Genomic DNA, 21,236 nt, shown 5'->3' with positions numbered 1-21,236 from the left:
GCGGTCCGAACAAAGGGAGTGAGAGCAGGGGAGAGCCCGGCATCATCGGAGGACAGGAACTGGCAAACACTACAGACATAAAACCATACCGTTTCGTTATTATTTAATATCAAATAAATTGTGTAGTGATTCTTTTGTTGTGTCAAACTCATGGTTATTAAATATTTTAACTATATTATATAGTTAAATTTATGTGTAGATAATTGAAAAAATCTGGTTTGTGACCGGGGTCTTTGGCTCGCGTAGCCTGCCGCCATCACAGGCTGCAGTATCGGTCGCTGTCCATTTCCGGGTGAAACTGAACTGCCGGTCAATATAAATATGCAATTTGTAACCAACGAACGGGAACGGCAAAATTCGTTGCACGACATGTTCCATCATCCTGTCGCTTTGATGGACTTCAGCGTCCAGCGCGCATGCCTGTTTTTATGAGACAGCTTTGAGGGATTGTTCTGCCAGTCTTGTGGGAGCCGACCTTACCGGAGGTCCGTCTTCTCAGCGTTTGTCTTGCGCTGCTTTGGAGCTGCAACCAATGTCGCATTCAAGATGTGACCTGACATCGGTAGATCAATGGTGTCCCGCAGGGTCGCATCAAAGCGGTTGAACAGCATGTCGATAACACCAGCTCAAATGAATCGCTCACGGAACAGCCAGGCCGTTTGGCGTCAGGCACGCGGTCCGACAGCCCAAGCGTCAGCAAACGCGTAAAGGATAGGCAATCGTTGATCAAATATTCCGTTCGTTCGTCGGACAAATTATTCAGCGCTTGGATCATCAGAATTTTGAACATCAACACCGGGTCAAACTGCGACCGTCCGCCTTTCCCCCATCCACATGGGCCAGAGACCCTTTCGGGTCAGGGCGGAACACTTCAAAATCCACAGTCGGGGAAAAGCTTTGAGTTAATCACAAACCCACGCAGGCGAGCCAGCTGCTCTACAACATCAAAGAAGTCCACCTGCTTCATGCGATCCTCTCCCCAATGTACGCGGAGGAAAACAGAATTACAGAGGCAACCTTAAAACCAAGGGGTTTTTCGAACCTCCAGCCGTCGTTATGATAGGCACTGAACGAGAGTGTCTTCTCTTTTCCGCCGAACCGATATTCCAGTCGCCAGATCTTAGCGCCATTCGGGCGAACAATAAGGTGCAAACCCTGCGCATCGCTAAGTTTATACTAAGATTCCCGCGGGAAAGATTTGCGGATTGCTACGTCTGTCAGCACCGATACTCCCACGCCTCAAACGATACCCCCATAGCTACCCCTTATCACGATTAAAGTTCATGTTTTGTTCTCATCATTAATGGACACAAACCCGATGAACGAAAAGGGCAGAAACGGCTGCCCTTGGTCAATAGCGTGTACTAATGGTGGGGGTATCGTTGGCGGAGAGAGTGGGATTCGAACCCACGGTACGCTATTAACGTACACACGCTTTCCAAGCGTGCGCCTTAAGCCGCTCGGCCATCTCTCCTGTCGAGCGAGGTGGTGTTTACGAAAGGTCTGTTTGAAGATCAACCCCTTATGCGGGCTTTTTCGACGAATTGTTCAATTAATTTGTGAGATTTTTCACCTACGCGGCTTTCAACACCCGAAGACACATCCACAGCGGGCGCTGAACTGGCATTAATAGCGTTTTGAACATTGGAAGGCGTCAGGCCACCTGCCAACATCCAGAAGGCTGGAGCCTTCCATTCCTGGGTCAAGGCCCAATCGAATGTGCGCCCAAGGCCGCCCGGACGATCGTCTCCATCCTGCCGGGGGGCTTCAATGACATATCCGTCAACCTCAGCGCGAACAGGAAGATCCGAAGCGGACTTCATCCCGCGTGCCAACCAGACGGGAAGTCCAAATCGACTTCTGATTTCTTTTGCACGCTCAACTGAATCGTAAATCTGCAAAACATTGAGCGGCACTGTTTCCAGAGTGTGCTCAATTGTTTTGTCATCGGCTTTGACGAACAACCCGACACGAGAGGATGTAAGACCGCCTGACACACTCTCATGCAACCGGCGGGCCTGTTCCGGCAAAACGTATCGCGGTGATGCCGGATGAAAGACGAAGCCAACCCAGTCTACGCCTAAACTGGCGCAAAGCTGCATGGTCGCGACATCTCGCACACCGCAGATTTTAACTCTCGTCATACGCTCGCAAGCTCAGCCATAATAGCTGCCGCAGCTTTTGCGGGATTGGGCGAACGCGTGATCGGGCGACCTACAACAATCCAGTCTGCTCCTGCTTTTGCTGCCTGAGTGGGCGTCATGATGCGCTTCTGGTCATTGGAAGCGGTACCCTCTGGCCGAATGCCAGGAACAACCAAAACCGGATCATCGCCCAAAGCGTCTCGCAAAAGAGCAATCTCATGTGCCGAGCATACAAGGCCATCCGCACCGGCACGAATGGCCAGTTTGCCAAGACCCAGAACCTGTTCCCGTGGCGTAGCCTCAACACCGGTTTCTCTGAGCCCGGCTTCATCCATGCTCGTCAGAACAGTTACGGCCAGCAGTTTGGGGCGCTTTTCGTCATTCGGAAAAGCCTGCTCCAAGGCTTCGCGGGACCGTGAGATCATCTCGGTGCCACCACAAGCATGAATTGTCGTCAGGGCAGGGCGCAGTGGCGCCAATGCAGACAGTCCCGAAGCTACAGTATTGGGAATATCATGCAGTTTGAGGTCCAGAAACAACTCATGCCCGGCAGACACAGACTTTACGGCATCCAGACCACAGGCATACGTAAACTCGAGGCCAAGCTTGATGGCATCAACAGCATGCCCAAGACTTGAAGACCACTCTTCTGCCTGCGTTCGACTGTTTGTATCAAAAGCGGCAATCAGCCGGGTGCGCTTGGTCATGGGTGCAGTCAGATCCGGTTTTCAGGTGAGGACACTGTTGTCGTAGCAGCAACAGGCGGTGTCTGGAGGCGATCAAGGCGCTGGTGCAGCTCAACAAGCTGGCTTTCCAGAGTGCGGACATGCGCTTCGGAGCGACGAGCTCGGGAGCGTTGACGAAACTCACCCACCCAGCCCGTGAGAAACCCGAAGATCAGCCCCACGACACCGATGCCCAGCGCGAGCGTACCCACGGACAGATGCCAGCCAAAAGAAATCAGCCAGATCGGCTCAAGGTCCGTGTTGCTCAGGGCGAATACGATCAATACGGCCAGAAAGATGACAATAAAAAGAAGTCTCAGCATAGGAATGTCCTATTCGTGCTGCCCGTGAGGCACGAACCGCACCACGGGAGGATTGATTTCCTGTCAGCACTCATGATGTGCTTGCGTCTGGAACATAACCAAGCACCGATGCTGACGTTCCTTTAAGGCGATAACATTCTCAGCGCCTCACTGAAAGGGAGAGCTATGTCCGAAGTCATCCCCCTCCGCCCGACACTTCCAAAAGCTGATCTTCTCTGGGCTGTCATTGCTTCACAGGGAAAGCGCAAAGTCGTCGCAGATATTCATCTATCCCAAAAGGCCGCTGAAGCTGACTGCCAGTGGCGCATGGCTCAGGTCAGGACTTACTCGCGATTTCTTATCAGTGAACAGCAGCCACCGCCCGTCTATCACATCGAGCGTATACGCCGGGCCGAATTACCTAAACGATGGGCACCGTTGCCAGCTTTGGGAATGCTACGTGGCAGGTTCATTTGAGATCAGCAGAAAGTGTTGCCGGGTAGCCAAAATGCCGCCCTCATGACACAAGACTATTTCAGACATGTTGCTGCGCTTTCAGACGACTACGCAGGACACCGTGCATAGCTTACAAGGTAAGGTCAGGATGAACGATCACGATCACGCAGACACACTTCAGGGCGCTTCGGGCGTTTCTGCAAGCCCGGCTGCTGCCCCTACACTCGTCCTTGGCTCTCAATACCTTCGCACACTGTCCATCGACGTACAGAATACGCCTGACATCTATCGCGATATTTCAGGCGAGCCCCATATCGGCATGACGGTAGACGTGACAGCCCGGCAGCTTCCGGGAGGGCACCCGAATTTCGAAGTCACGCTGGTAATCCGTGCTCAGGGTCTGGACGCCCCGCAGTCCGCCACACACAATGCCCGTACGCTTTATGAACTTCAGATCGCTTATGCGGGTCTCTTTGCGCTTTCCGGTCTGGTCACACAGGCAGATGTCGAACCTCTGCTGCTGGTCAATGCTCCTGGGTATCTGTTCCCGTCTGCAAGAATGATCCTGCTTAATACGATCCGGGAAGCAGGCTTCCCTGTGGGCAATATCCAACCGATCAACTTCCATGATCTCTGGCAAAGCCGCCGCACTCAACAGAACTGAAATACTGCTGGCACTGAAGTAAGAGTTTCGCGCAGAGGAAACGGTCCGCATGAGCCTGAAAGACTACATCCTAGCTTCCCCGGCTTTTTCCGGTAGCCGTCCCCCCGTGTGGGGACGCTTTGATGCGGAGTGGTACCGGACACGCTATGCTCACGTTCTGCGCGAAGAAAAGCTTCTGAGCGATGACGGTCTGCCGTTGAACCTCAGCAATGAGGCAATGGAAACTCACTGGCTTGAAAAAGGTGCCAGCAGAGGCCTCTCACCGAACCGGTTCTTTGATGAAGAATGGTATCTCCGTCAAAATCCGGACGTTCGAGACGGGATCGGTTACGGCGTCTTCAGCTGTGGCTTTCTGCACTATTGTGAAAGTGGCTTTCGCAGCCGCTCGCCACACTGGCTGTTTTCAGAAACGGACTACTTCAGCCGCAATCCAGACGTCAGTCAGCCGCAATCCAGACGTCAGTTTGCCTGTCCTGATCTCTCAAGGGTTCAGCAACGGGTATGATCATTACCTGACCGACGGCGAACACGAGCACAGACAGGCACATCCCTTTTTTGAAACTTCTGTCTTCCGGATGGCGAGCCTGAGCCGAGGCTTGTCATATGATTACGGAAAGGGAGACTTTCGGCAGTTCTTGATGTCATCTGAAGCAGGTCTGTGCCGTAGTTCCTGGTATTTCGATCCGGAGTGGTATCTCGCTACATATCCCGATGTCGCAAAAGCAGTAGAGCAGGGCCTCTTTCTCAACGCTCTTCATCACTACCTGACAAACTCAAATCCCGTCGCGTACAGTCCGAACCAATGGTTCAGCGAAGCGCACTATGCTCAGCTGTATCCAGATGTCGCCGCGATCGTAGCAGATGGTGGCTTCCGGAATGGGTACGAGCATTTCATCCGGTTTGGCGCACGGGAAATGCGTGTCCCGCAAACGGGGGTAGATCTCCAGGCGTTTGCTCACCACCCTGGCGTTCAAAGAAAGCTCAGGGAACGGCATTTCAGAGACATTTTTGCGCTCTGGGTACAATCACAGAGCACTCTTGGTGTAGAAGAAGACATCCCGGATGCAACGGCACAGCAGTACCAGAATTTGGACCTGCGACGCGCAGAAACACTTATTCCGTCCATCGTCAGAGCGCCTCTTGATTTCCGCCTTATTCGCCCGGCGGAAGTCAGTGTCATCATCCCAGTGGCTAACCAGTTTCTGGACACACTTTCCAGTCTCGCGGCCCTGCATGCCAACGGCGCAGGCACGCTCGATGTCATTATCGTTGACGCCGGATCAACGGATGAGACCGCGCAGATCGAGCGTTTTGTCAAAGGGATCCGCGTTCTGCGTCCCTCGTTCCGCGCGAGCAGCAGCGAACAGGTCAATCTGGGCGTAGAAGCAGCGCGCGCTCCCATTGTACTCCTGATAGAACCTGGAACGCAGCCCTTTCCGGGTACCATCAGAGCCGCGCTTCAGGCCTTCAAGACACCTGATATCTGGGCCGTTGGTGGGCAGTCCCTCGGTCTCGATGGACGCGTGCTGGAAGCTGGAACAGTCGTATGGCGTGATGCTTCTACGCTGCGGTTTGGGGCCGGCGCCAAAGCAAACGAACCCACGATCGGGTTCTGCCGTCAGGTAGACGCCATTTCGGTTGGCATGCTGTTTTGTCGGCGCCAGAAACTAGCAGAATGCGGCAGCATTGATCAGAATTGCATCGGCTCGGAAGCACGACTGCTTTCCCTCTGCCTGGCCTTGCGTCAACACGGCGGGAAAATCGTTTATGACCCGTCAATCCTTGATCGAACCAGACCACCAACCGCACTTCCAGGCGATTTCCTGACACGCAATCAGAACTGGTTGCGGCGGCGCTTCTCGTCCCTTCTTTCCAGACACCCCATGCAGGGCAGTTCACTGTTCAAGGCACGTTTTGCATCTGGCGTGCCAACCGTTCTTTTTCTGTGCGACAGACTGCCACATCGCTCGCTAGGGTCTCCCCATCTACGACGGCAGGATCTTGTTCTCGCACTAAGCCAGAAGGGGCACCACGTTACGGTCTTTCCAATCGACGGAGACGTCACGGATACTGTAACGACCGCTCTGGATTTTCCGGCCGACATCGAAATCATGAACGACAGCGATATTACCGAGCTGTCTGATTTCCTGCGCGACCGCAGCGGATCTTTTGACATGATCTGGGTAAGTGGCAGCAGCGCGCTTCGACGCACCGCTACAGTTCTTCGCGCACATGCTGCTACTCTGCCTGAACTAAACATCGTTCTGGACCTGGATGGAACAGGCGCGGAAGAGACATATCTCCGCAAACGGGTCGGGGCGGTTGATGATCGTGAGCAGATGCTCGATGATCTCGATCAGGAACTTGCAGATGCCTGGATGTGTCAGGTCCTGGTAACCAGCCATGAGACGGAAGCAGACAGTCTCCGTCAACTTGGCTACGGCAATGTCAGGCAGTTGGACCAACTGCCAGTTACCCCTCTCGCGAGTACGCCGGGCTTCAGTGAACGCTCCGGCATTCTGTTTGCCTTACCCGTACTTGATGCAGGAAATGCAGTACATGACGGCCTGAACTGGTTCATGCTCGACGTTATTCAGAAACTCGAGGGACGGCTTCCGCCAGACGCAACAGTTCTCATCGCGGGACAGATAGGGAACGATGTCGATCTGACACCCTACACGCGTGCCTCGCTTGTCGAGCCGTTGCAATCCCTGGTGAATATGAGCGCTCTGTATCGTTCTCGCCGTATCCTTGTTGATCCATCCCGCGTCATGAGCGCCTCTGCCAAGGAAATTCTTGAAGCTGCGGCTGCAGGTTTACCGGCAGTACTGACAGAAACAACACGAGCCCAGTTGAATTGGGAAGATGGGAAAGATTGCGTATCTGGCGGTTTCTGTGATCCCGACAGGTTTGCTGATGCAATCGTGCGCCTGTATCAGGATCAGGCACTTTGGAACGAAATCAGCAATCAGTCTCGTCACACAGTTTCCGAGACGTCGAAAGCAATCCGCTTCGACCAGCAGCTCAATGCCATTCTGGCATTGGCAAGCGGCCAGGACGCTCTGCCGGCTCAAACCCATCCGCCGCGTATGATCCGGCAAAACAAACCTGCAGGGCCCATTGCGCCTGCTCCGATCCGGCTGCAGCCCCGTAAAATATCTGACACCCCGACGCCAGCGCCAATCCCTGATGACGAAGATCACGGTGACGTAGCGTCGGCAAAAACACTCGCACCGCGCGTTGGAATTTCATTACCGCTTTCGGAACTTTGACCTAATGACGACCACTTCTCACATTTCCGCTCTGGATGCTGTCCTCTCACATATCGACACGTCTCTTGATGCCTCTGTCGAGCGGCTTTTCAGCCTCCTGAGAATTCCGAGCATCTCCACACAGCCATCACACGCTGCAGATTGCCGAAAAGCAGCGGAGTGGCTTCAGGCTGATATGGCAAGCATGGGTCTCACCGCGGATATACGTGAAGTTCGCTGGGCCGCGCCCGGACACCCGATGGTCGTGGCTCATGATTCTACCCAGGCAGGCAAGCCGCATGTCCTGTTCTACGGCCATTATGACGTGCAGCCGACTGACCCGGAAAATCTCTGGAAGGCGCCTCCCTTCGAACCAAGGCTTGTGGAAGAACCGTCTGGACGCAAGGTCATCGTGGCACGTGGGGCCAGCGATGATAAAGGTCAGGTCATGACCTTCCTAGAGGCTTGCCGGGCGTGGAAAATTGTCCACGGTTCCATCCCGGTGCAGGTCAGTGTTCTCCTGGAAGGTGAGGAAGAGTGCGGCGGAAGCAATCTCCTGCCATTCCTTCAGGAGAATGCTTCCGAACTGAAGGCCGATGTCGCTCTGGTATGCGACACGTCGATGGCCGACCGGCAGACCCCCGGCATTACAACCTCACTCCGAGGCATGATGGCGGAAGAAATCATCATCGAATGTGCCTCTCATGACCTACATTCAGGCATCTACGGCAACGCCGTAGCCAATCCTATTGCCCTGTTATGTCAGATTCTAGCTTCACTTCGCGATGCTGACGGACGTGTAACACTTCCTGGGTTCTACGACGGCATTCAAGACCCATCCCCAGAGACACGCGCACAGTGGAAAACACTGTTTCCAGATGATGCGGCCTTGCTGGAAGAAGCTGGCCTATCCGTCGCTGCCGGGGAAAAGGGCTATACCGCCATTGAGCAGACCTGGTGCCGCCCAAGTTGCGAAATTAATGGTATTTCTGGCGGATACGAAGGCGAGGGCTTCAAAACAGTCCTTCCCGCAAAAGCAATGGCAAAAGTGTCCTTCCGGCTTGTGCCCGGGCAGGACCCGGACAAAATCCGCGAAACCTTCCGCGCGCATGTGAATGCTGCCCTGCCAGCAGACGCCAAGATTACATTTACGGCGCATGGCGGCTCACCCGGCTTTGAAGTCTCTCGTGATAGTCGCTTTCTTGCTCCCACACTGAAAGCTCTAACTGACGAATGGGGCATCCCTGCCGCTACGATCGGCTGCGGTGGGTCCATCCCAGTGGCTGGCGAAGTACGGGACGCGTTAGGACTGGATGCACTCATGGTTGGCTTCGCACAATCTGATGACCGTATTCACTCTCCCAATGAGCAATACGGCCTGGACTCCTTCCACAAAGGTGTGAGGTCTTGGGCGCGCATCATTGCTTCCCTCGCAGACGCAGGCTGACATGAACGCTCCGATTGCCCTGACCCTCGGTGATCCGGCTGGGATAGGGCCGGAGCTGGCCGCCCTGGCCTGGTCGGCCCTGCGAGAAACAGGGCCAACTTTCTTCTGGCTTGGTGATCCAGCGCTTCTCAACGACGCGATACCCTTCAAGCTGATTGAAGGGCCGGAAGATGCTCAAGACGTGTTTTCCGATGCCTTGCCTGTTGTACCAGTTGAATGTTTGGCTCCCGTCGTTTCTGGAACGCCGGATTCACGCAATGCTTCTGCAGTCATTGCGAGCATTGAACAGGCCGTACGATATGTTCAGAGCGGGCAGGCGGCAGGCATCACGACCAACCCGATTGCCAAGCATATTCTGGCCTCAGCAGGATTTTCCTTTCCTGGGCACACAGAATTTCTGGCAGCGCTCTGTCATTGCGATGGGCAGGAAGTCATGATGCTGGCATCCCCTCATCTGAGGGTTGTGCCTGTGACGATCCATGTGTCTCTGCGCCAGGCAATCGAGAGCCTGACCACCGAGCGGATTGTTGCGGTCACGCTCGCCACGCACAAGGCTTTACAGAGTGACTTTGGTATCACTAAGCCGCGCCTGGCGATCGCTGGCCTAAACCCCCATGCTGGCGAAGAGGGCGTGATGGGCACGGAAGAAAAAACCATCATCGGCCCAGCTATAGCCATATTGAAGTCCCAAGGACTGACCGTAATGGGTCCGTTCCCACCAGACACAATGTTCAGCGCAACAGCGAGGCCGGGCTATGACGCAGCTATTTGTATGTATCATGATCAGGCGCTTATTCCCCTGAAAACGCTTGATATGGCTGAGGGCGTGAACGTCACCATTGGCTTGCCGATTATCAGGACGTCTCCAGATCACGGCACTGCCTTCGATATTGCGGGCCCGGTAGGACGTTCAGACAGTCAGGTTGATCCATCCAGCCTTCTCGCAGCACTCAGACTGGCAGATTCCATGTCCCGTCATAAAAAGGGAGACAACCGATGATTCGTCTTGGTGTTAATATCGATCATGTTGCCACCCTGCGAAACGCCCGCGGCGATGCATACCCAGACCCTGTAGAAGCCGCAAAGCTTGCCCTTAAATGGGGAGGAGACGGCATTACAGCGCATCTTCGGGAAGATCGTCGACACATCCGTGACGCAGACATGCCACGCCTCAAGGCACTCGCAGCACCGTTGAATTTCGAGATGGCTGCAACGCAGGAAATGGTTCGGATCGCTTGCCTGCTGAAGCCCCACGCATGCTGTCTGGTTCCGGAAAAACGTACGGAAGTGACGACAGAAGGCGGTCTGGACGTCGCAGGACATCGCGAAGTGCTGGCCCCGCGGATTGCGCGCCTGAAAGACGCGGGTATTCGGGTCTCTCTGTTCATTGATCCGGATCAGCGCCAGATCGAAGCTTCGGCGGAGCTTGGCGCAGCGGTTGTGGAACTTCACACAGGCGCTTATGCCCACAACAAGCCTGGAGAACTTGAGCGCCTTCAGCATGCCGCCGGAATCGTCACAGACTGTGGACTGGAACTCCATGCCGGTCACGGTCTGACTTATGACAACGTGACGCCTGTGGCCAAGCTTCCAGGACTGGCTGAGCTGAATATCGGGCATTTCCTGATCAGCCAGGCGGTTTTCGATGGCCTGGGCCCAGCCGTTCGTAAAATGAAATATCTGATCAACTGCCCATAAAAAAGAGCCGGGATAAATCCCGGCTTTTTCGTTCTTACTTTGCTGGCTGAATAACCGACTGTGTCTTGTCGTCGGTGAATTTCGGCACATATTTTCCGGACTGGTCGGAGTATGTGGCCGAGGTGCTCTGTGCCGGTGTTGCCGGTGGGTGGAAGGCTGACACCGGACCGAATGGACCTGCATTTACGCGATGCATCGTCGACTCTCTCTGGCGGGCACACCCACGGGTGATGATGGAGCATATACCGTCAGTGCCGATATATTCGTCGTCATTTCCCGTATAATGCACTTCGGAAACACGATCATGGTCCAGTCGAAGGACCATACGGCAAGTTGTGCCGCCGCCGCCAAAAGCAGACTGATAAATGCTGATAATGGACTGTGCAGGAATCAGACCTGAGTCAGAAGAAATGGTAGGTGTGCTCTGCGTACCATCATACTGCCAGATCTCTGTCGTATCGTTCAGCTTCTTGGTGCTTCCCGGAAGACCGGCGCAGGCCTGGAGATCGTAGCCCGTCATGCCGACCATCTCGAACTGGGCCTTGTGAGCGTTACGGGAATCAAAATAACCGCATCCGGAAAGAGCTGCCGTTGTGGCGAGAGCTCCGAGTGTACGGAAGAGGAAGGGGCGCATTCTGTCTCCTTTGCGCGGGGTCAGGATGGACTGCCCTAAACCAATCCGGACAGGACCGAATGGACAGGGCAAAATAGAAAGAGCCCGATTTCTACAACACGAAACCCATTCAGGGTAGGGGAGACGGGTTCCTTTAAGGGTAACGATGAGCTACAGGGCAAGACCTTGCCAAACACAGGAGTGCCACTCATGGCCGATATGACCCTTTCCGAAGTGACACGCCTTCAAACGACGCTGCAGCGTCTTCTGGGATCGCCGAAGCTCGCAGTCGTTAAGCCTGCACGTAAGGGAATGAGTGTTGAACTCGCCGTTTCAGGCGAAGTTATCGGCACGGTTCATCGTGACGAAGATGAAGGCGAAGTCTCATACGCCATTCACATCACAGTTCTTGAGGAAGATCTTCCTCCGGCCTGAACAGCCCTTATTTAGGGCCGAGGGGCAGACTGCGGTAATTCAAATCGCGTGATTTTCCAGCCCCAGTGCTCGAACTTCATGTGCAGAACGAACGGCGTCTGCCCGGGCTGGTCAACTTGTGCCTCAAATTTGTTCAGGCTTACGAAATGAGCATGCAGGCCACCAAGCACTGGCCAGCCCCCTCCCGAAGAATAACTGGAAGACCCTGCTGGCATCAGCTGATGCGCCGTTGACATGAGGGTCGTGGGAGAAAGCTCTGTATCGATGGCATTCGATATGGCATTTCCCGCAAATGAACTCCCAAAATCCGGAAGATCATCGTCTGAAGCAGGCACGGGCGGTCTGAACTGCTCCTTGAGAGAATGCGTCAGGGAACTCCAGTCCACATGGGGAATCAATCTGGCGGGATTATTGCCTTTCATGGCACGGTCAATGTCCCACAGCGCCAGAAACGGAGAAACAGCGTAAGCTGCCAGCACCGCACCAGCTGTAACACCCAGCCCCTGTCGGGCTCGGTATGATATTTTCCAGAAAGAATTTTTCACGCTCAAGCCTCCGCACAGGCCCTGAAAATCAGGGGAAGGTGGACATCCGTGAATCTAACGTCTTTCCGTCTGAAAAGTCAGCAATTATCTTGTACTGATGAACCTTGATTTTTCTGATGCCGAACTTGAGCGATATTCCCGTCATATTCTGCTTCCGCAGGTAGGCGCCACGGGGCAGGCTCGGGTCAGGCAGGCCTCGGTCCTGATTGTTGGGGCAGGAGGGCTAGGCGCTCCTCTGGCGCAGCAACTGGCCGCTTCTGGTGTCGGGCATATTGGCCTGATGGATCACGATCATCTGGAGCTCAGCAACCTACAGCGTCAGGTTCTCTACACGACACAGGACATTGGCCGCCCTAAAGCTAAAGCTGGCGCAGAACGGCTTGCAGCGCTCAATCCGTTGTCTCGCGTCACGGCGTACTGCACCCGTGCAACAGCAGAGACGCTGGACGAGCTTGTTCCGCACTACGACCTCATTTGCGACGGTACTGACAATTTTGAGACACGCCTTGCTGTCTCAGATGCCTGCGTAAAATATGGCCGAACACTTGTCTCTGGCGCCGTTCAGGGATTTTCCGGGCAATTGGCCGTTTTCAGACCTCAGACTGGCGGCCCCTGCTATCGCTGCCTGTTCCCCGAAGCCGCCCAGACCGAGGCCCCGACATGTGGCCAATCTGGAGTGCTCGGCGCAGCAACGGGCGTCATGGGGAGTTTGATGGCTGTTGAAGTGATGCGCGAGCTTATGCAGCTTGAAGGGCGGAATGAAACACGCCTCATGATCTGGGATGCTCTAGGCGCAACCATGCGGAGTTTTGCTCTGGCCCGGGATCCCTCCTGTCCAGTCCACACCCATAACGAAAGCACACCAGCGTGAAACCTCCTGTTTTTCTGACGCTGGCAGACGATTCCTGGCAACGCGCGCACTATGCTTTTATCGTCGCTGCTGGAATGCTCTCCCTAGGGCGTGCAGTTACAATTTTTGCTGGCGGCAAAAGTGTTCACGCACTGGCAAAAGACTGGTCAGGTCTCGCAGGCATTATTCCTGACGATGAACTTGCCGCTCGTGGTGTGCCGGGTTTCCGTGAGTTGCGGGACGCCTTGATCGAATTCGATGTAACACTGATGGCATGTGAAACAGGCCTGGCCCTCGCCGCCCTCGAACCAGACGCCCTTGTCGAAACCGTTTCTGTCCGGGGTATCGTAACCTTTCTGGAGCAGGCGGGAGACCGCCCGATCACGGCACTATGAGTTTCCACATACGAACAATTCGGAAGTTTTGTGATTTGGTGACTTGCCGAAACCCTTCACCCTTGGCAGGGATGCGGTCATGAGAACGCTTGTCACCCCTCTGTCCCGAACACTGCGCTGCCGTCAGTTTCTTCTGGCTGTCACGACTGGCACGGCTTTGCTGGCCATTCACCCCGCAGAAGCGCGCCATCACAAGCATGAGCACACGGCTAAAGCCGACGCCTCTGCAGCTGCCAAGACGACCCATGCGAAAAAGAAATCGGCAAAAGCCAAAAATGACAGTGCAGGGGCCGTCAAAACGACTCATCACGCATCGCATCACGGTTCGAGCAAGCATATCGCGCCTGTAGCGGCGGCCGGAGCCGGGGCGGCAGCAGCCGCTGCGGCCGCGAGCCAGCCCGCAACCGCAGCGGCAACGCCAGATGTTCCGCCCACCGACCCGACCGATAAAGGGAGCAACACGGGGCTACCTCTCCCCAGATACGCAGCCCTGCGTGCAGACAAGGTCTATATGCGGCGTGGGCCGGGTGATCGCTATCCCATCGACTGGGTTTATCATCGCCGTGGTCTCCCTGTTCAGATCGAGCGTGAATTCGATGTCTGGCGACTTGTCGAAGACTCCGACGGCCAGAAGGGATGGGTCCATCAGGCAACGCTGTACGGCAGCCGAACTTTCGTCATTCCGGGCTTGCCGCCTGAAGGCGTGAAAGCTCAGACGGGAGAGGCTTCCGCCAAGGACGGAGACCACATTGGCCGCGCAGATGCACGCGTTCTGGGTCACGTCGAGACGCAGGATGAAGCCCGCGCGCATAAAAGTGATGTTCTCCTCATGAGCCATCCGGAGGAAGACAGTAGCGTGGTTGCTGTCCTCCAGCCGGGAACCGTGGGCAACATCAAAGCCTGCCCACAAAGTTCTCAATGGTGCCACGTGGTCGTCAAAGGCTACGAGGGATGGCTGCCACGTCGTCTGTTCTGGGGACTTCTCCCAGGAGAGACGATTCAATCCAACTGATTTTTCTTGCGAGGACGCCAACACATGACATCCAGCTCCCATCATCGCCGTACGCGGATCGTCGCAACTCTTGGCCCGGCATCGTCCTCGCCTGAGATGATCTTTGCTCTGGCTGAAGCAGGGGTAAATGTCTTCCGTCTCAACTTCTCCCACGGCGCCCATGAAGACCACGGCGAGCGTCATGCGGCGATCCGGGCAGCAGAAGCGAAAGTTGGTCGACCACTCGCCATTCTTGCCGATCTTCAAGGGCCGAAACTGCGCGTAGGTGTTTTCGAAAATGGTCCGGTTATCCTCGAAGAAGGAAAGCCGTTCCGTTTGGATCTGGATAGAACACCCGGCACGGTAGACCGCGTCTGCCTGCCACACCCAGAAATCATTTCTGCCGCCAAGCCAGGCAGCCACCTCCTGCTCGATGACGGCAAGCTCAAGCTGCGCGTTGTCAACGTCATTGAAGGTGCTCTGGAAACGGAAGTTGTCATTGGCGGCAAGCTGTCTGAACGCAAGGGCGTAAATGTCCCTGACGTGACGCTTCCTATTCCGGCTTTGACCGAGAAAGATCGCAAGGACTTTGACTTCGCGCTTTCTCTGGGTGTGGATTTCATTGCGCTCTCCTTCGTACAGCGCCCGGAAGACGTCGAAGAAGCACGCAATATTGCCAAGGGCCGCGCAGCAATTGTGACGAAGCTCGAAAAGCCACAGGCAATGGATGACCTGGAGAGGATCGTTCGTCTCTCAGACGCGATCATGGTGGCGCGTGGCGATCTTGGTGTTGAACTGCCTCCGGAAGAAGTTCCAGTCGCACAGAAGCGCGCCATTGCTGAAGCGCGTCGTCAGTGCCGTCCGGTTATCGTGGCGACGCAGATGCTGGAAAGCATGATCGAAAGCCCAACGCCAACACGTGCCGAAGTTTCCGACGTATCCAACGCTGTCTATGATGGCGCTGATGCTGTGATGCTTTCGGCTGAAAGTGCTGCGGGCAAGTATCCGATTGAAGCAGTTTCCATCATGGCGCGTATTGCGTCTCGTGTTGAGCAGGACGTCGAATGGCGTCTGCGCATGGACCGCTCCCGCCCGAAGCCGGAAGGAACGGTTCAGGACGCGATTGTTCAGGCCGCCTGGCAAGTTAGCACCGCGCTGAATGCCCGGACCATTGGCGTTCGGACACAAGGCGGTGGTGGCGCCCTGCGCATGGCTCGTGAGCGTCCTCACTGCCCGATCCTGGCCGTCACACCTCATCAGGAAGTAGCTCGCCGTCTCTGTGTTGTTTGGGGTGTCTTCCCTCAGGTCGTAGAGAAAGAACACATTGCTCAGAGCATTGAGGAGCTGGCAGCTCCGACGGCTGCCATGGCACTGTCCATGAAGCTTTGTCGCAGCGGGGACCACGTTATCGTTCTGGCAGGGCTTCCTTACGGCGTGGCTGGAAGCACAAATACACTTCGCATCACAACGGCCTGATTTTAAAGAATTTTCCCTTCCTGCTATTTTTCAGGAAGGGAAAATTTTCAGGCCTGTCGATTTTCGATCAGCGTCCGCCGGATTGCCCGGCCTCGTTCAATCCGGCTCGTAATCGCTTCCTCATCCCCTGCACGTATCGCCTGCGCCATACCCTGGGCATCTGCGACAAAGCGATCCAAGGTCTCTAACAAGACATCCTTGTTGGCGATGAAGATATCTCGCCACATGACGGGATCAGAAGCCGCGATACGCGTGAAATCACGAAAACCCGATGCGGCATAATCGAGAACGGCTGCACGAATTTCTTCGGAAAGATTATCCGCCGTATCGCAGATCGTAAAAGCCAGCAGATGGGGAAGGTGACTCACCATGGCGCAGATACGGTCATGCTTGTCATCAGGAAGAATTTTTGTGCGAGCGCCACAAAGCTCCCACAGCTTCTGTATCTTCTCTATGGCAAGCTTATTTGCCCCCTCTGGCGGCACGAGCAGCGACCAGCGGTTCTCAAAAAGCGTCGCAAAACCAGCGTCCGGCCCTGAGTGCTCGGTTCCAGCCATAGGATGACCCGGAACATAGTCCACACCCGCAGGCAGGAGAGCCTGTATCGTAGGGCCGAGTTTTCCACGTACAGATGCAACATCCGTGAGGATTGCTCCCGGTCGCATGTGAGGCAGAATAGCGCGCGCTGTCGCTTCTACTGCACCGACGGGAACACAGATCATCACGCAGTCAGCCTGCGCTGCCAGCGCCATATCGTCTGTAACAACGTCTGCAAATCCAAGCTCGCGGACGCGATCAAGAACGGCAGGATTAATATCAGCCGCGATCAGCGTATCCGCTAGCGTGCCCATTTCTTTCCCCCGCCGCAGGACAGAGGAACCGATCAAACCGGGACCAATAACGGCCAGAGAACGGAAAAGGGGCATCACAGAACGCGCGGCGCGGTTGCGAAAGCGGCGTCGTCCTCTTTTTCAGCTTTTTGATGAGATGATCCGTCTTTTCCCGCAGCCCCAGCTATCGCAGACGTTCTGGCCTTTTTCAGGACCGACGTAACGGTGTCTTCAGGAGCACCGGCAAGAGTAGCCCGTTCTTTGCGAAGACGATTCATCTCTACAACCTGCCATCCAAGAAGAACGGGGATACCGATCAGGATATCACGCCCACGGCGGAGCAGAGACAGGCTTAGGGAGATCTGTGAGTCTATTCCGAAGATCAGGCCAAGCGCCACATAGGCGGCTTCTTGCACACCAAGTGCCGCCGGAACAAGAAATCCTGCTGACATGATCCCGCACACCACGCCTTCAATGGCGAGAGCAGACAAAAACCCGACGTGAGCGCCTAACAGCTCCAGCGCCGTCCATGTGGCGGCTGCACCACCGACCCAGCAACTGAAATGCACGATCGCGCCCAGCATAATGCGATCCGGGCGCCCCCAAAGCGATTCCAGCCGCGCCTGAAAAATGTCCGTATTTCCGATGAGGCTTTCTCGCCAGTCAGAGGCGATATGACGCCCGAAGAACATGGCGGCCTTGCGTACCATCGATCCGCCGCGGTGCTGCGTCCAGATGAAACCGGCAATGCCGAGAGAGAGCAGCACCATGCCGCCCATCAGCGGCCAGATAAACCGCGCGGCTCCCTGATGACCAACGAGGCAGAGAATCGCAACAAGAATGAAGGCGATCTGCCCCAGAACCTCTGTTGTGATGTCGACCAGATTGGCCGCCACACCTTCTGGCCAGTGAAGATCTTCACCATCAACGTCCCGAGCCTGATGCCCTGCCAGGGTTGCACGAACGCCGAGGACCATTCCGCCCAGCTGGGAAAAGGGAAGGCAGGCACCCGCTGCATCACGGACAAATCGTGCGCCGGTCAATCGTGCCAGACCGATCTGCGGTACGGCTGCCTTCCAGGCGATGCCGAGACCGACATCCAGAACAAGCTGGATCAGCACCAGAAGGAAGAAACCTCCGACGCCAACTTTTCCTAGAGCTTCCATGACTGGCTGGATGCCTGCCTTGGCGGCAATGAATGTGAAAAGAGCCACACCCAGAAGGGAGAGAATAATAGGGAGAGTTTTTTTCAACGTCTTCGTCACATACCGTTCGCAACACGCTCTAACCCACAGCTCTGCAATATTCCAGCCTTGCAGACGCTTTCCCCCGAAAGCCACCGGCAGTATGGTGGCCGAAAAATTTCAACCTGTTGCTGATGAGCCGAGGAGAAGATTGCCACCATGAACGATGTCACACTCGTTACAGGGGCTACCGGGTTCGTTGGTTCTGCTGTTGCCCGCGTACTCCGGGAACGTGGGCACCGCCTGCGTTTGTTCGTTCGGGAAAACTCGGACCGTTCCAACATTGCAGAGCTCGACGCGGAACTTGCCATCGGGGATCTGTCTGATCCGACGACCCTTCCTGCCGCTCTCAAAGGTGTGAAGATCCTTTTTCACGTCGCTGCCGACTACCGACTCTGGGTCCCGGACCCTTCGGTCATGATGAAAGCGAACGTAAACGGCACACGGAACCTGATGCTCGCAGCTCTTGAGGCCGGGGTAGAAAAGATCGTTTACTGCTCTTCCGTAGCAGCACTTGGCCTAAGCAAAGACGGCACACCTGCTGACGAGGAAACATACGTCACGGAAAGCAGTGTCATCGGCACGTACAAACTGTCCAAGTATCGTGCTGAACAGGAAGTACTGAAGCTGGTCCGGGAAAAAGGTCTCCCAGCGATTATCGTCAATCCCTCCACGCCCATTGGTCCGCGCGATATCAAGCCAACCCCCACGGGGCAGATGATTCTAGACTGCGCCTCCGGCAGGATGCCCGCATACGTCGAGACCGGATTGAACATCGTTCACGTGGACGATGTCGCAGAAGGCCATGTTCTGGCTCTGGAACGCGGCAAGATCGGCGAAAAATATATTCTCGGTGGCGAGAACATGATGTTGGGAGACCTCTTCAGGCTCACCAGCGAAATCGCCTGCGTCAAGCCGCCTCGGGTCAAGCTCAAGCAATCCTGGCTCTATCCAGTCGCGGTCGTCTCTGAATGGCTTGCACGAGGATTTGGGATTGAGCCCCGCGTGACGCGCGAAACACTCGCCATGTCCCGGAAGCTCATGTTCTTCTCATCGCTCAAGGCTCAGAGAGAACTGGGCTATGCGCCGCGCCCTGCACGGGATGCGATCGCGGATGCGATTTCATGGTTCCGACTGCATGGACGTATGAAATAATGCTGTTTGGAAGCGCACTTACCAGTCTTGGGGCTTGGATTTATCTTTCACTCTTCCATGGAAAATTCTGGCAGGGTGGCCCAACTCTCAAAGCAGGTTCGTCGCCCCCGTGCGCCCCGGATGTTGCAATCGTGGTGCCCGCGCGTGACGAAGCTGAGTCTATCCAGTCGTGTCTGACATCTCTTTTGCAACAGGACTACGACGGCAAACTTTCTGTCATTCTCGTAGATGACAACAGCACGGACGGAACGGGAGATCTGGCACGCGCCGTTCCCGACCCTCATAACCGGCTGATTGTTCTCACTGGTGCCCCACGACCACCCGGATGGAGTGGCAAGCTATGGGCTGTTAACCAGGGCGCCCAAAAGGCCCTTAACCATATTGGACCGTACGGCTACATTCTGTTTACCGATGCCGATATCATGCATGCGCCCCAGCACTTGGCCACCCTTCTGGCCAAGGCGCGTGAAGACGATCTCGACATGGTTTCAGAGATGGTTGCCCTTAACTGCGAAAGTTCAGCCGAGCGGTTTCTTGTTCCGGCTTTCGTCTATTTCTTCGCCATGCTCTATCCGTTTGCCTGGACAGCCAGTGAACGGTCACGCATTGCGGGAGCAGCAGGGGGAACAATCCTTCTCCGTCGACGCGCTTTGGAGCGCATCGGTGGCATTGAAGCCATCCGGGGCGCACTGATTGATGACTGCACACTCGCAGCGCATGTCAAACGATCGGGTGGCAGGCTCTATCTGGGGCATAGCGAACTTGCATGGTCAGTGCGTCCCTATCGCGGAGCCAAAGACATCTGGGAAATGATTGCCCGGACAGCTTACGTCCAGCTTCGCCAGTCTCCGTTGCTGTTGCTTGCGACCATTCTGGGAATGACGCTGATCTGGCTTCTCCCTGTCGGTCTGGCGCTTTTTGGCAAGGGGCGTACGAGGAAAGTCGGACTTCTGACCTATCTCGTGTCTTGCGCAACCTTTCTGCCAACTTTGAAGCGGTTCGGTCTTCCACTATGGCGAGCATTACCGCTGCCATTCGTTGCGGCTTTTTATATGGCTGCCACCGTTGGTTCTGCCATAGACCACCATAGAGGCGTCGGCGTACGCTGGAAAAATCGTTCCTATACGGATGAGGCATCGTGACAGAAGACATCTGGGGGACGAAAGACGTCACCTCCGCCAAAGGCAAAACTGACGAAAATTTCCCCGTCGGCTCTCTACTGATTTCCCGGCGCCTGCGCCCATATGTTCACACATATTATAATTTCGCCCGCGTCGCCGATGATATGGTGGACACTCCTGACCTGACGCCGCAGCAGAAAATTGCGCGGCTGAAAGGGATGGCTGCCGTCATTCGGGGGGAAATCCAGGCGCCTCAAAGAGCAGATGCACAGACAGCCGTAAAATTAAGAGAGGTGCTTCTCAAAACAGGCGTTCCTCTGGAGACGGCAACGGATCTTCTTGAAGCATTCTGTATGGATGCAGAAAAGACACGTTACGAGAGCTGGCAGGAACTCCTGCATTACTGCCGGTATTCGGCCAACCCGGTTGGGCGCTTTCTTCTACTGCTACACGCAGAAGGGCAGGAGACCTTGGCACCATCAGACGCACTGTGTTCCGCATTGCAGGTCATCAACCATCTCCAGGATGCGTCTGAAGATCTGAAAACGCTGGATCGATGCTACATTCCGCTTCCTTGGCTCGCAGAAGAAGGCGTTACAATCGACGATCTTCGGCTTGTTCGAAGCAAACCAGGTCTACGCCGCGTTTTTGATAGAATGCTGGATGGCGTAGACACACTGAATCGCGAAGCCCGCGGACTACCGATGCTGATCAAGGATCGCCGGATGCGGCTTGAAGCTGCTGTTATCGTAGAGCTATCGCATATTCTGACGCGCAAACTAAGACGTCAGGACCCTGTCGCAGAACGTGTGTCTCTTACGAAATCAGACGGTGTAAAGGCATTGCTTCTGGCTATGCGCTACTTTCCGTCGAACTAAATAGGGTGAGGGAAGG

General features: G+C 55.4%; 22 protein-coding genes, 1 tRNA gene and 2 pseudogenes. 15 read left to right on the top strand and 10 right to left on the bottom strand.

Going from position 1 to position 21,236, the window contains the following annotated elements:
- Positions 1–201: 201 nt before the first annotated feature.
- The 6 genes and pseudogenes from HK24_RS02800 to HK24_RS02775 all read right to left on the bottom strand — a co-directional run.
- Positions 202–967: pseudogene (locus HK24_RS02800) on the bottom strand (transposase); the annotation flags it as partial.
- A pseudogene (locus HK24_RS14020) lies at positions 964–1,161 on the bottom strand (Arm DNA-binding domain-containing protein); the annotation flags it as partial. The pseudogenes HK24_RS02800 and HK24_RS14020, both read right to left, overlap by 4 nt.
- A gap of 222 nt (positions 1,162–1,383) precedes the next feature.
- A tRNA-Ser gene (locus tag HK24_RS02790) sits at positions 1,384–1,474 on the bottom strand.
- A gap of 40 nt (positions 1,475–1,514) precedes the next feature.
- Positions 1,515–2,144 (bottom strand): phosphoribosylanthranilate isomerase, encoded by a 630-nt coding sequence (locus tag HK24_RS02785; RefSeq protein ID WP_086633229.1) that lies wholly within the window; start codon positions 2,142–2,144, stop codon positions 1,515–1,517.
- A complete protein-coding gene (pyrF, locus tag HK24_RS02780) occupies positions 2,141–2,851 on the bottom strand; it encodes an orotidine-5'-phosphate decarboxylase (protein ID WP_086633228.1) in 711 nt (236 codons plus the stop codon). The genes HK24_RS02785 and pyrF overlap by 4 nt, the downstream gene beginning before the upstream one ends.
- Positions 2,852–2,859: 8 nt before the next feature.
- Positions 2,860–3,192, bottom strand: a complete 333-nt coding sequence (locus tag HK24_RS02775) for a lipopolysaccharide assembly protein LapA domain-containing protein (RefSeq protein ID WP_086633227.1) — start codon at positions 3,190–3,192, stop codon at positions 2,860–2,862.
- A 165-nt stretch (positions 3,193–3,357) separates the two neighbouring features.
- Here HK24_RS02775 and HK24_RS02770 point away from each other — a divergent pair, with 165 nt between their 5' ends.
- From HK24_RS02770 to HK24_RS02745, 7 genes are all read left to right on the top strand, one after another.
- Entirely contained in the window at positions 3,358–3,648 is a 291-nt protein-coding gene (locus HK24_RS02770) for a hypothetical protein (protein WP_086633226.1), read from the top strand.
- Between the two features lie 127 nt (positions 3,649–3,775).
- Positions 3,776–4,291, top strand: a complete 516-nt coding sequence (locus tag HK24_RS02765) for a protein-export chaperone SecB (RefSeq protein WP_046901702.1) — start codon at positions 3,776–3,778, stop codon at positions 4,289–4,291.
- A gap of 49 nt (positions 4,292–4,340) precedes the next feature.
- A complete protein-coding gene (locus tag HK24_RS13770) occupies positions 4,341–4,796 on the top strand; it encodes a hypothetical protein (RefSeq protein WP_233126058.1) in 456 nt (151 codons plus the stop codon).
- A 133-nt stretch (positions 4,797–4,929) separates the two neighbouring features.
- The gene (locus HK24_RS02760) at positions 4,930–7,563 is read left to right on the top strand and encodes a glycosyltransferase (protein WP_233126055.1); all 2,634 of its coding nucleotides are present in this window, start codon (positions 4,930–4,932) and stop codon (positions 7,561–7,563) included.
- 4 nt (positions 7,564–7,567) lie between these two features.
- Positions 7,568–8,989: a M20/M25/M40 family metallo-hydrolase gene (locus HK24_RS02755; protein WP_086633225.1), complete on the top strand. Its 1,422-nt coding sequence runs from the start codon at positions 7,568–7,570 to the stop codon at positions 8,987–8,989.
- A 1-nt stretch (position 8,990) separates the two neighbouring features.
- Positions 8,991–9,989 carry a 4-hydroxythreonine-4-phosphate dehydrogenase PdxA gene (pdxA, locus tag HK24_RS02750; protein ID WP_086633224.1) on the top strand — a complete coding sequence of 333 codons (999 nt, stop codon included), beginning with the start codon at positions 8,991–8,993 and terminating at the stop codon, positions 9,987–9,989.
- A complete protein-coding gene (locus HK24_RS02745) occupies positions 9,986–10,687 on the top strand; it encodes a pyridoxine 5'-phosphate synthase (protein ID WP_086633223.1) in 702 nt (233 codons plus the stop codon). The genes pdxA and HK24_RS02745 overlap by 4 nt, the downstream gene beginning before the upstream one ends.
- Before the next feature lie 34 nt (positions 10,688–10,721).
- On the opposite strand, the gene HK24_RS02740 is transcribed toward HK24_RS02745, so the two are convergent.
- Positions 10,722–11,321 (bottom strand): hypothetical protein, encoded by a 600-nt coding sequence (locus tag HK24_RS02740; RefSeq protein ID WP_046901697.1) that lies wholly within the window; start codon positions 11,319–11,321, stop codon positions 10,722–10,724.
- 189 nt (positions 11,322–11,510) lie between these two features.
- Here HK24_RS02740 and HK24_RS02735 point away from each other — a divergent pair, with 189 nt between their 5' ends.
- The gene (locus HK24_RS02735; RefSeq protein WP_046901696.1) at positions 11,511–11,735 is read left to right on the top strand and encodes a DUF3126 family protein; all 225 of its coding nucleotides are present in this window, start codon (positions 11,511–11,513) and stop codon (positions 11,733–11,735) included.
- A gap of 11 nt (positions 11,736–11,746) precedes the next feature.
- Here HK24_RS02735 and HK24_RS02730 read toward each other — a convergent pair whose 3' ends face one another.
- Positions 11,747–12,280, bottom strand: coding sequence for a DUF2939 domain-containing protein (locus HK24_RS02730; protein WP_046901695.1), 534 nt, complete (start codon positions 12,278–12,280; stop codon positions 11,747–11,749).
- A gap of 97 nt (positions 12,281–12,377) precedes the next feature.
- Here HK24_RS02730 and HK24_RS02725 point away from each other — a divergent pair, with 97 nt between their 5' ends.
- The 4 genes from HK24_RS02725 (at position 12,378) to pyk (ending at position 15,992) form a co-directional block, all read left to right on the top strand.
- Positions 12,378–13,151 carry a HesA/MoeB/ThiF family protein gene (locus tag HK24_RS02725; RefSeq protein WP_086633222.1) on the top strand — a complete coding sequence of 258 codons (774 nt, stop codon included), beginning with the start codon at positions 12,378–12,380 and terminating at the stop codon, positions 13,149–13,151.
- Complete coding sequence (locus HK24_RS02720) at positions 13,148–13,525, top strand: DsrE family protein (RefSeq protein ID WP_086633221.1); 378 nt, start codon at positions 13,148–13,150, stop codon at positions 13,523–13,525. Before HK24_RS02725 ends, HK24_RS02720 begins: the two co-directional genes overlap by 4 nt.
- 79 nt (positions 13,526–13,604) lie before the next feature.
- Entirely contained in the window at positions 13,605–14,537 is a 933-nt protein-coding gene (locus HK24_RS02715) for an SH3 domain-containing protein (RefSeq protein ID WP_198942042.1), read from the top strand.
- A 24-nt stretch (positions 14,538–14,561) separates the two neighbouring features.
- Positions 14,562–15,992 (top strand): pyruvate kinase, encoded by a 1,431-nt coding sequence (gene pyk, locus HK24_RS02710; RefSeq protein WP_086633219.1) that lies wholly within the window; start codon positions 14,562–14,564, stop codon positions 15,990–15,992.
- Between the two features lie 47 nt (positions 15,993–16,039).
- Here the strand turns inward: pyk and HK24_RS02705 are convergent, their stop codons facing one another.
- Both HK24_RS02705 and HK24_RS02700 read right to left on the bottom strand, forming a co-directional pair.
- The gene (locus HK24_RS02705) at positions 16,040–16,918 is read right to left on the bottom strand and encodes a prephenate dehydrogenase/arogenate dehydrogenase family protein (protein WP_086633239.1); all 879 of its coding nucleotides are present in this window, start codon (positions 16,916–16,918) and stop codon (positions 16,040–16,042) included.
- Positions 16,918–18,087 (bottom strand): lysylphosphatidylglycerol synthase domain-containing protein, encoded by a 1,170-nt coding sequence (locus tag HK24_RS02700; protein ID WP_086633218.1) that lies wholly within the window; start codon positions 18,085–18,087, stop codon positions 16,918–16,920. The genes HK24_RS02705 and HK24_RS02700 overlap by 1 nt, the downstream gene beginning before the upstream one ends.
- A 138-nt stretch (positions 18,088–18,225) precedes the next feature.
- Between HK24_RS02700 and hpnA the strand changes: the two genes are divergently transcribed.
- From hpnA to hpnC, 3 genes are read left to right on the top strand one after another with little or no spacing between them, the layout of a single operon-like run.
- The gene (hpnA, locus tag HK24_RS02695) at positions 18,226–19,221 is read left to right on the top strand and encodes a hopanoid-associated sugar epimerase (RefSeq protein ID WP_086633217.1); all 996 of its coding nucleotides are present in this window, start codon (positions 18,226–18,228) and stop codon (positions 19,219–19,221) included.
- Positions 19,221–20,363 carry a glycosyltransferase gene (locus HK24_RS02690; protein WP_086633216.1) on the top strand — a complete coding sequence of 381 codons (1,143 nt, stop codon included), beginning with the start codon at positions 19,221–19,223 and terminating at the stop codon, positions 20,361–20,363. The genes hpnA and HK24_RS02690 overlap by 1 nt, the downstream gene beginning before the upstream one ends.
- Positions 20,360–21,220: a squalene synthase HpnC gene (hpnC, locus tag HK24_RS02685; protein WP_086633215.1), complete on the top strand. Its 861-nt coding sequence runs from the start codon at positions 20,360–20,362 to the stop codon at positions 21,218–21,220. The genes HK24_RS02690 and hpnC overlap by 4 nt, the downstream gene beginning before the upstream one ends.
- Positions 21,221–21,236: the final 16 nt, after the last annotated feature.

The sequence above is a fragment of the Gluconobacter sp. DsW_058 genome, assembly GCF_002153615.1.
GTDB lineage: Bacteria > Pseudomonadota > Alphaproteobacteria > Acetobacterales > Acetobacteraceae > Gluconobacter > Gluconobacter cerinus.
The sequence above is the reverse complement of the archived record's forward strand: the minus strand, read 5'-3'. Positions and strand labels throughout refer to the sequence as shown.

Coding starts and splice junctions, on each gene's coding strand:
- HK24_RS02785 (WP_086633229.1), bottom strand. CDS start 2,144: ATGACGAGAGTTAAAATCTGCGGTGTGCGAGATGTCGCGACCATGCAG.
- pyrF (WP_086633228.1), bottom strand. CDS start 2,851: ATGACCAAGCGCACCCGGCTGATTGCCGCTTTTGATACAAACAGTCGA.
- HK24_RS02775 (WP_086633227.1), bottom strand. CDS start 3,192: ATGCTGAGACTTCTTTTTATTGTCATCTTTCTGGCCGTATTGATCGTA.
- HK24_RS02770 (WP_086633226.1), top strand. CDS start 3,358: ATGTCCGAAGTCATCCCCCTCCGCCCGACACTTCCAAAAGCTGATCTT.
- HK24_RS02765 (WP_046901702.1), top strand. CDS start 3,776: ATGAACGATCACGATCACGCAGACACACTTCAGGGCGCTTCGGGCGTT.
- HK24_RS13770 (WP_233126058.1), top strand. CDS start 4,341: ATGAGCCTGAAAGACTACATCCTAGCTTCCCCGGCTTTTTCCGGTAGC.
- HK24_RS02760 (WP_233126055.1), top strand. CDS start 4,930: ATGTCATCTGAAGCAGGTCTGTGCCGTAGTTCCTGGTATTTCGATCCG.
- HK24_RS02755 (WP_086633225.1), top strand. CDS start 7,568: ATGACGACCACTTCTCACATTTCCGCTCTGGATGCTGTCCTCTCACAT.
- pdxA (WP_086633224.1), top strand. CDS start 8,991: ATGAACGCTCCGATTGCCCTGACCCTCGGTGATCCGGCTGGGATAGGG.
- HK24_RS02745 (WP_086633223.1), top strand. CDS start 9,986: ATGATTCGTCTTGGTGTTAATATCGATCATGTTGCCACCCTGCGAAAC.
- HK24_RS02740 (WP_046901697.1), bottom strand. CDS start 11,321: ATGCGCCCCTTCCTCTTCCGTACACTCGGAGCTCTCGCCACAACGGCA.
- HK24_RS02735 (WP_046901696.1), top strand. CDS start 11,511: ATGGCCGATATGACCCTTTCCGAAGTGACACGCCTTCAAACGACGCTG.
- HK24_RS02725 (WP_086633222.1), top strand. CDS start 12,378: ATGAACCTTGATTTTTCTGATGCCGAACTTGAGCGATATTCCCGTCAT.
- HK24_RS02715 (WP_198942042.1), top strand. CDS start 13,605: ATGAGAACGCTTGTCACCCCTCTGTCCCGAACACTGCGCTGCCGTCAG.
- pyk (WP_086633219.1), top strand. CDS start 14,562: ATGACATCCAGCTCCCATCATCGCCGTACGCGGATCGTCGCAACTCTT.
- HK24_RS02705 (WP_086633239.1), bottom strand. CDS start 16,918: ATGCCCCTTTTCCGTTCTCTGGCCGTTATTGGTCCCGGTTTGATCGGT.
- hpnA (WP_086633217.1), top strand. CDS start 18,226: ATGAACGATGTCACACTCGTTACAGGGGCTACCGGGTTCGTTGGTTCT.
- HK24_RS02690 (WP_086633216.1), top strand. CDS start 19,221: ATGCTGTTTGGAAGCGCACTTACCAGTCTTGGGGCTTGGATTTATCTT.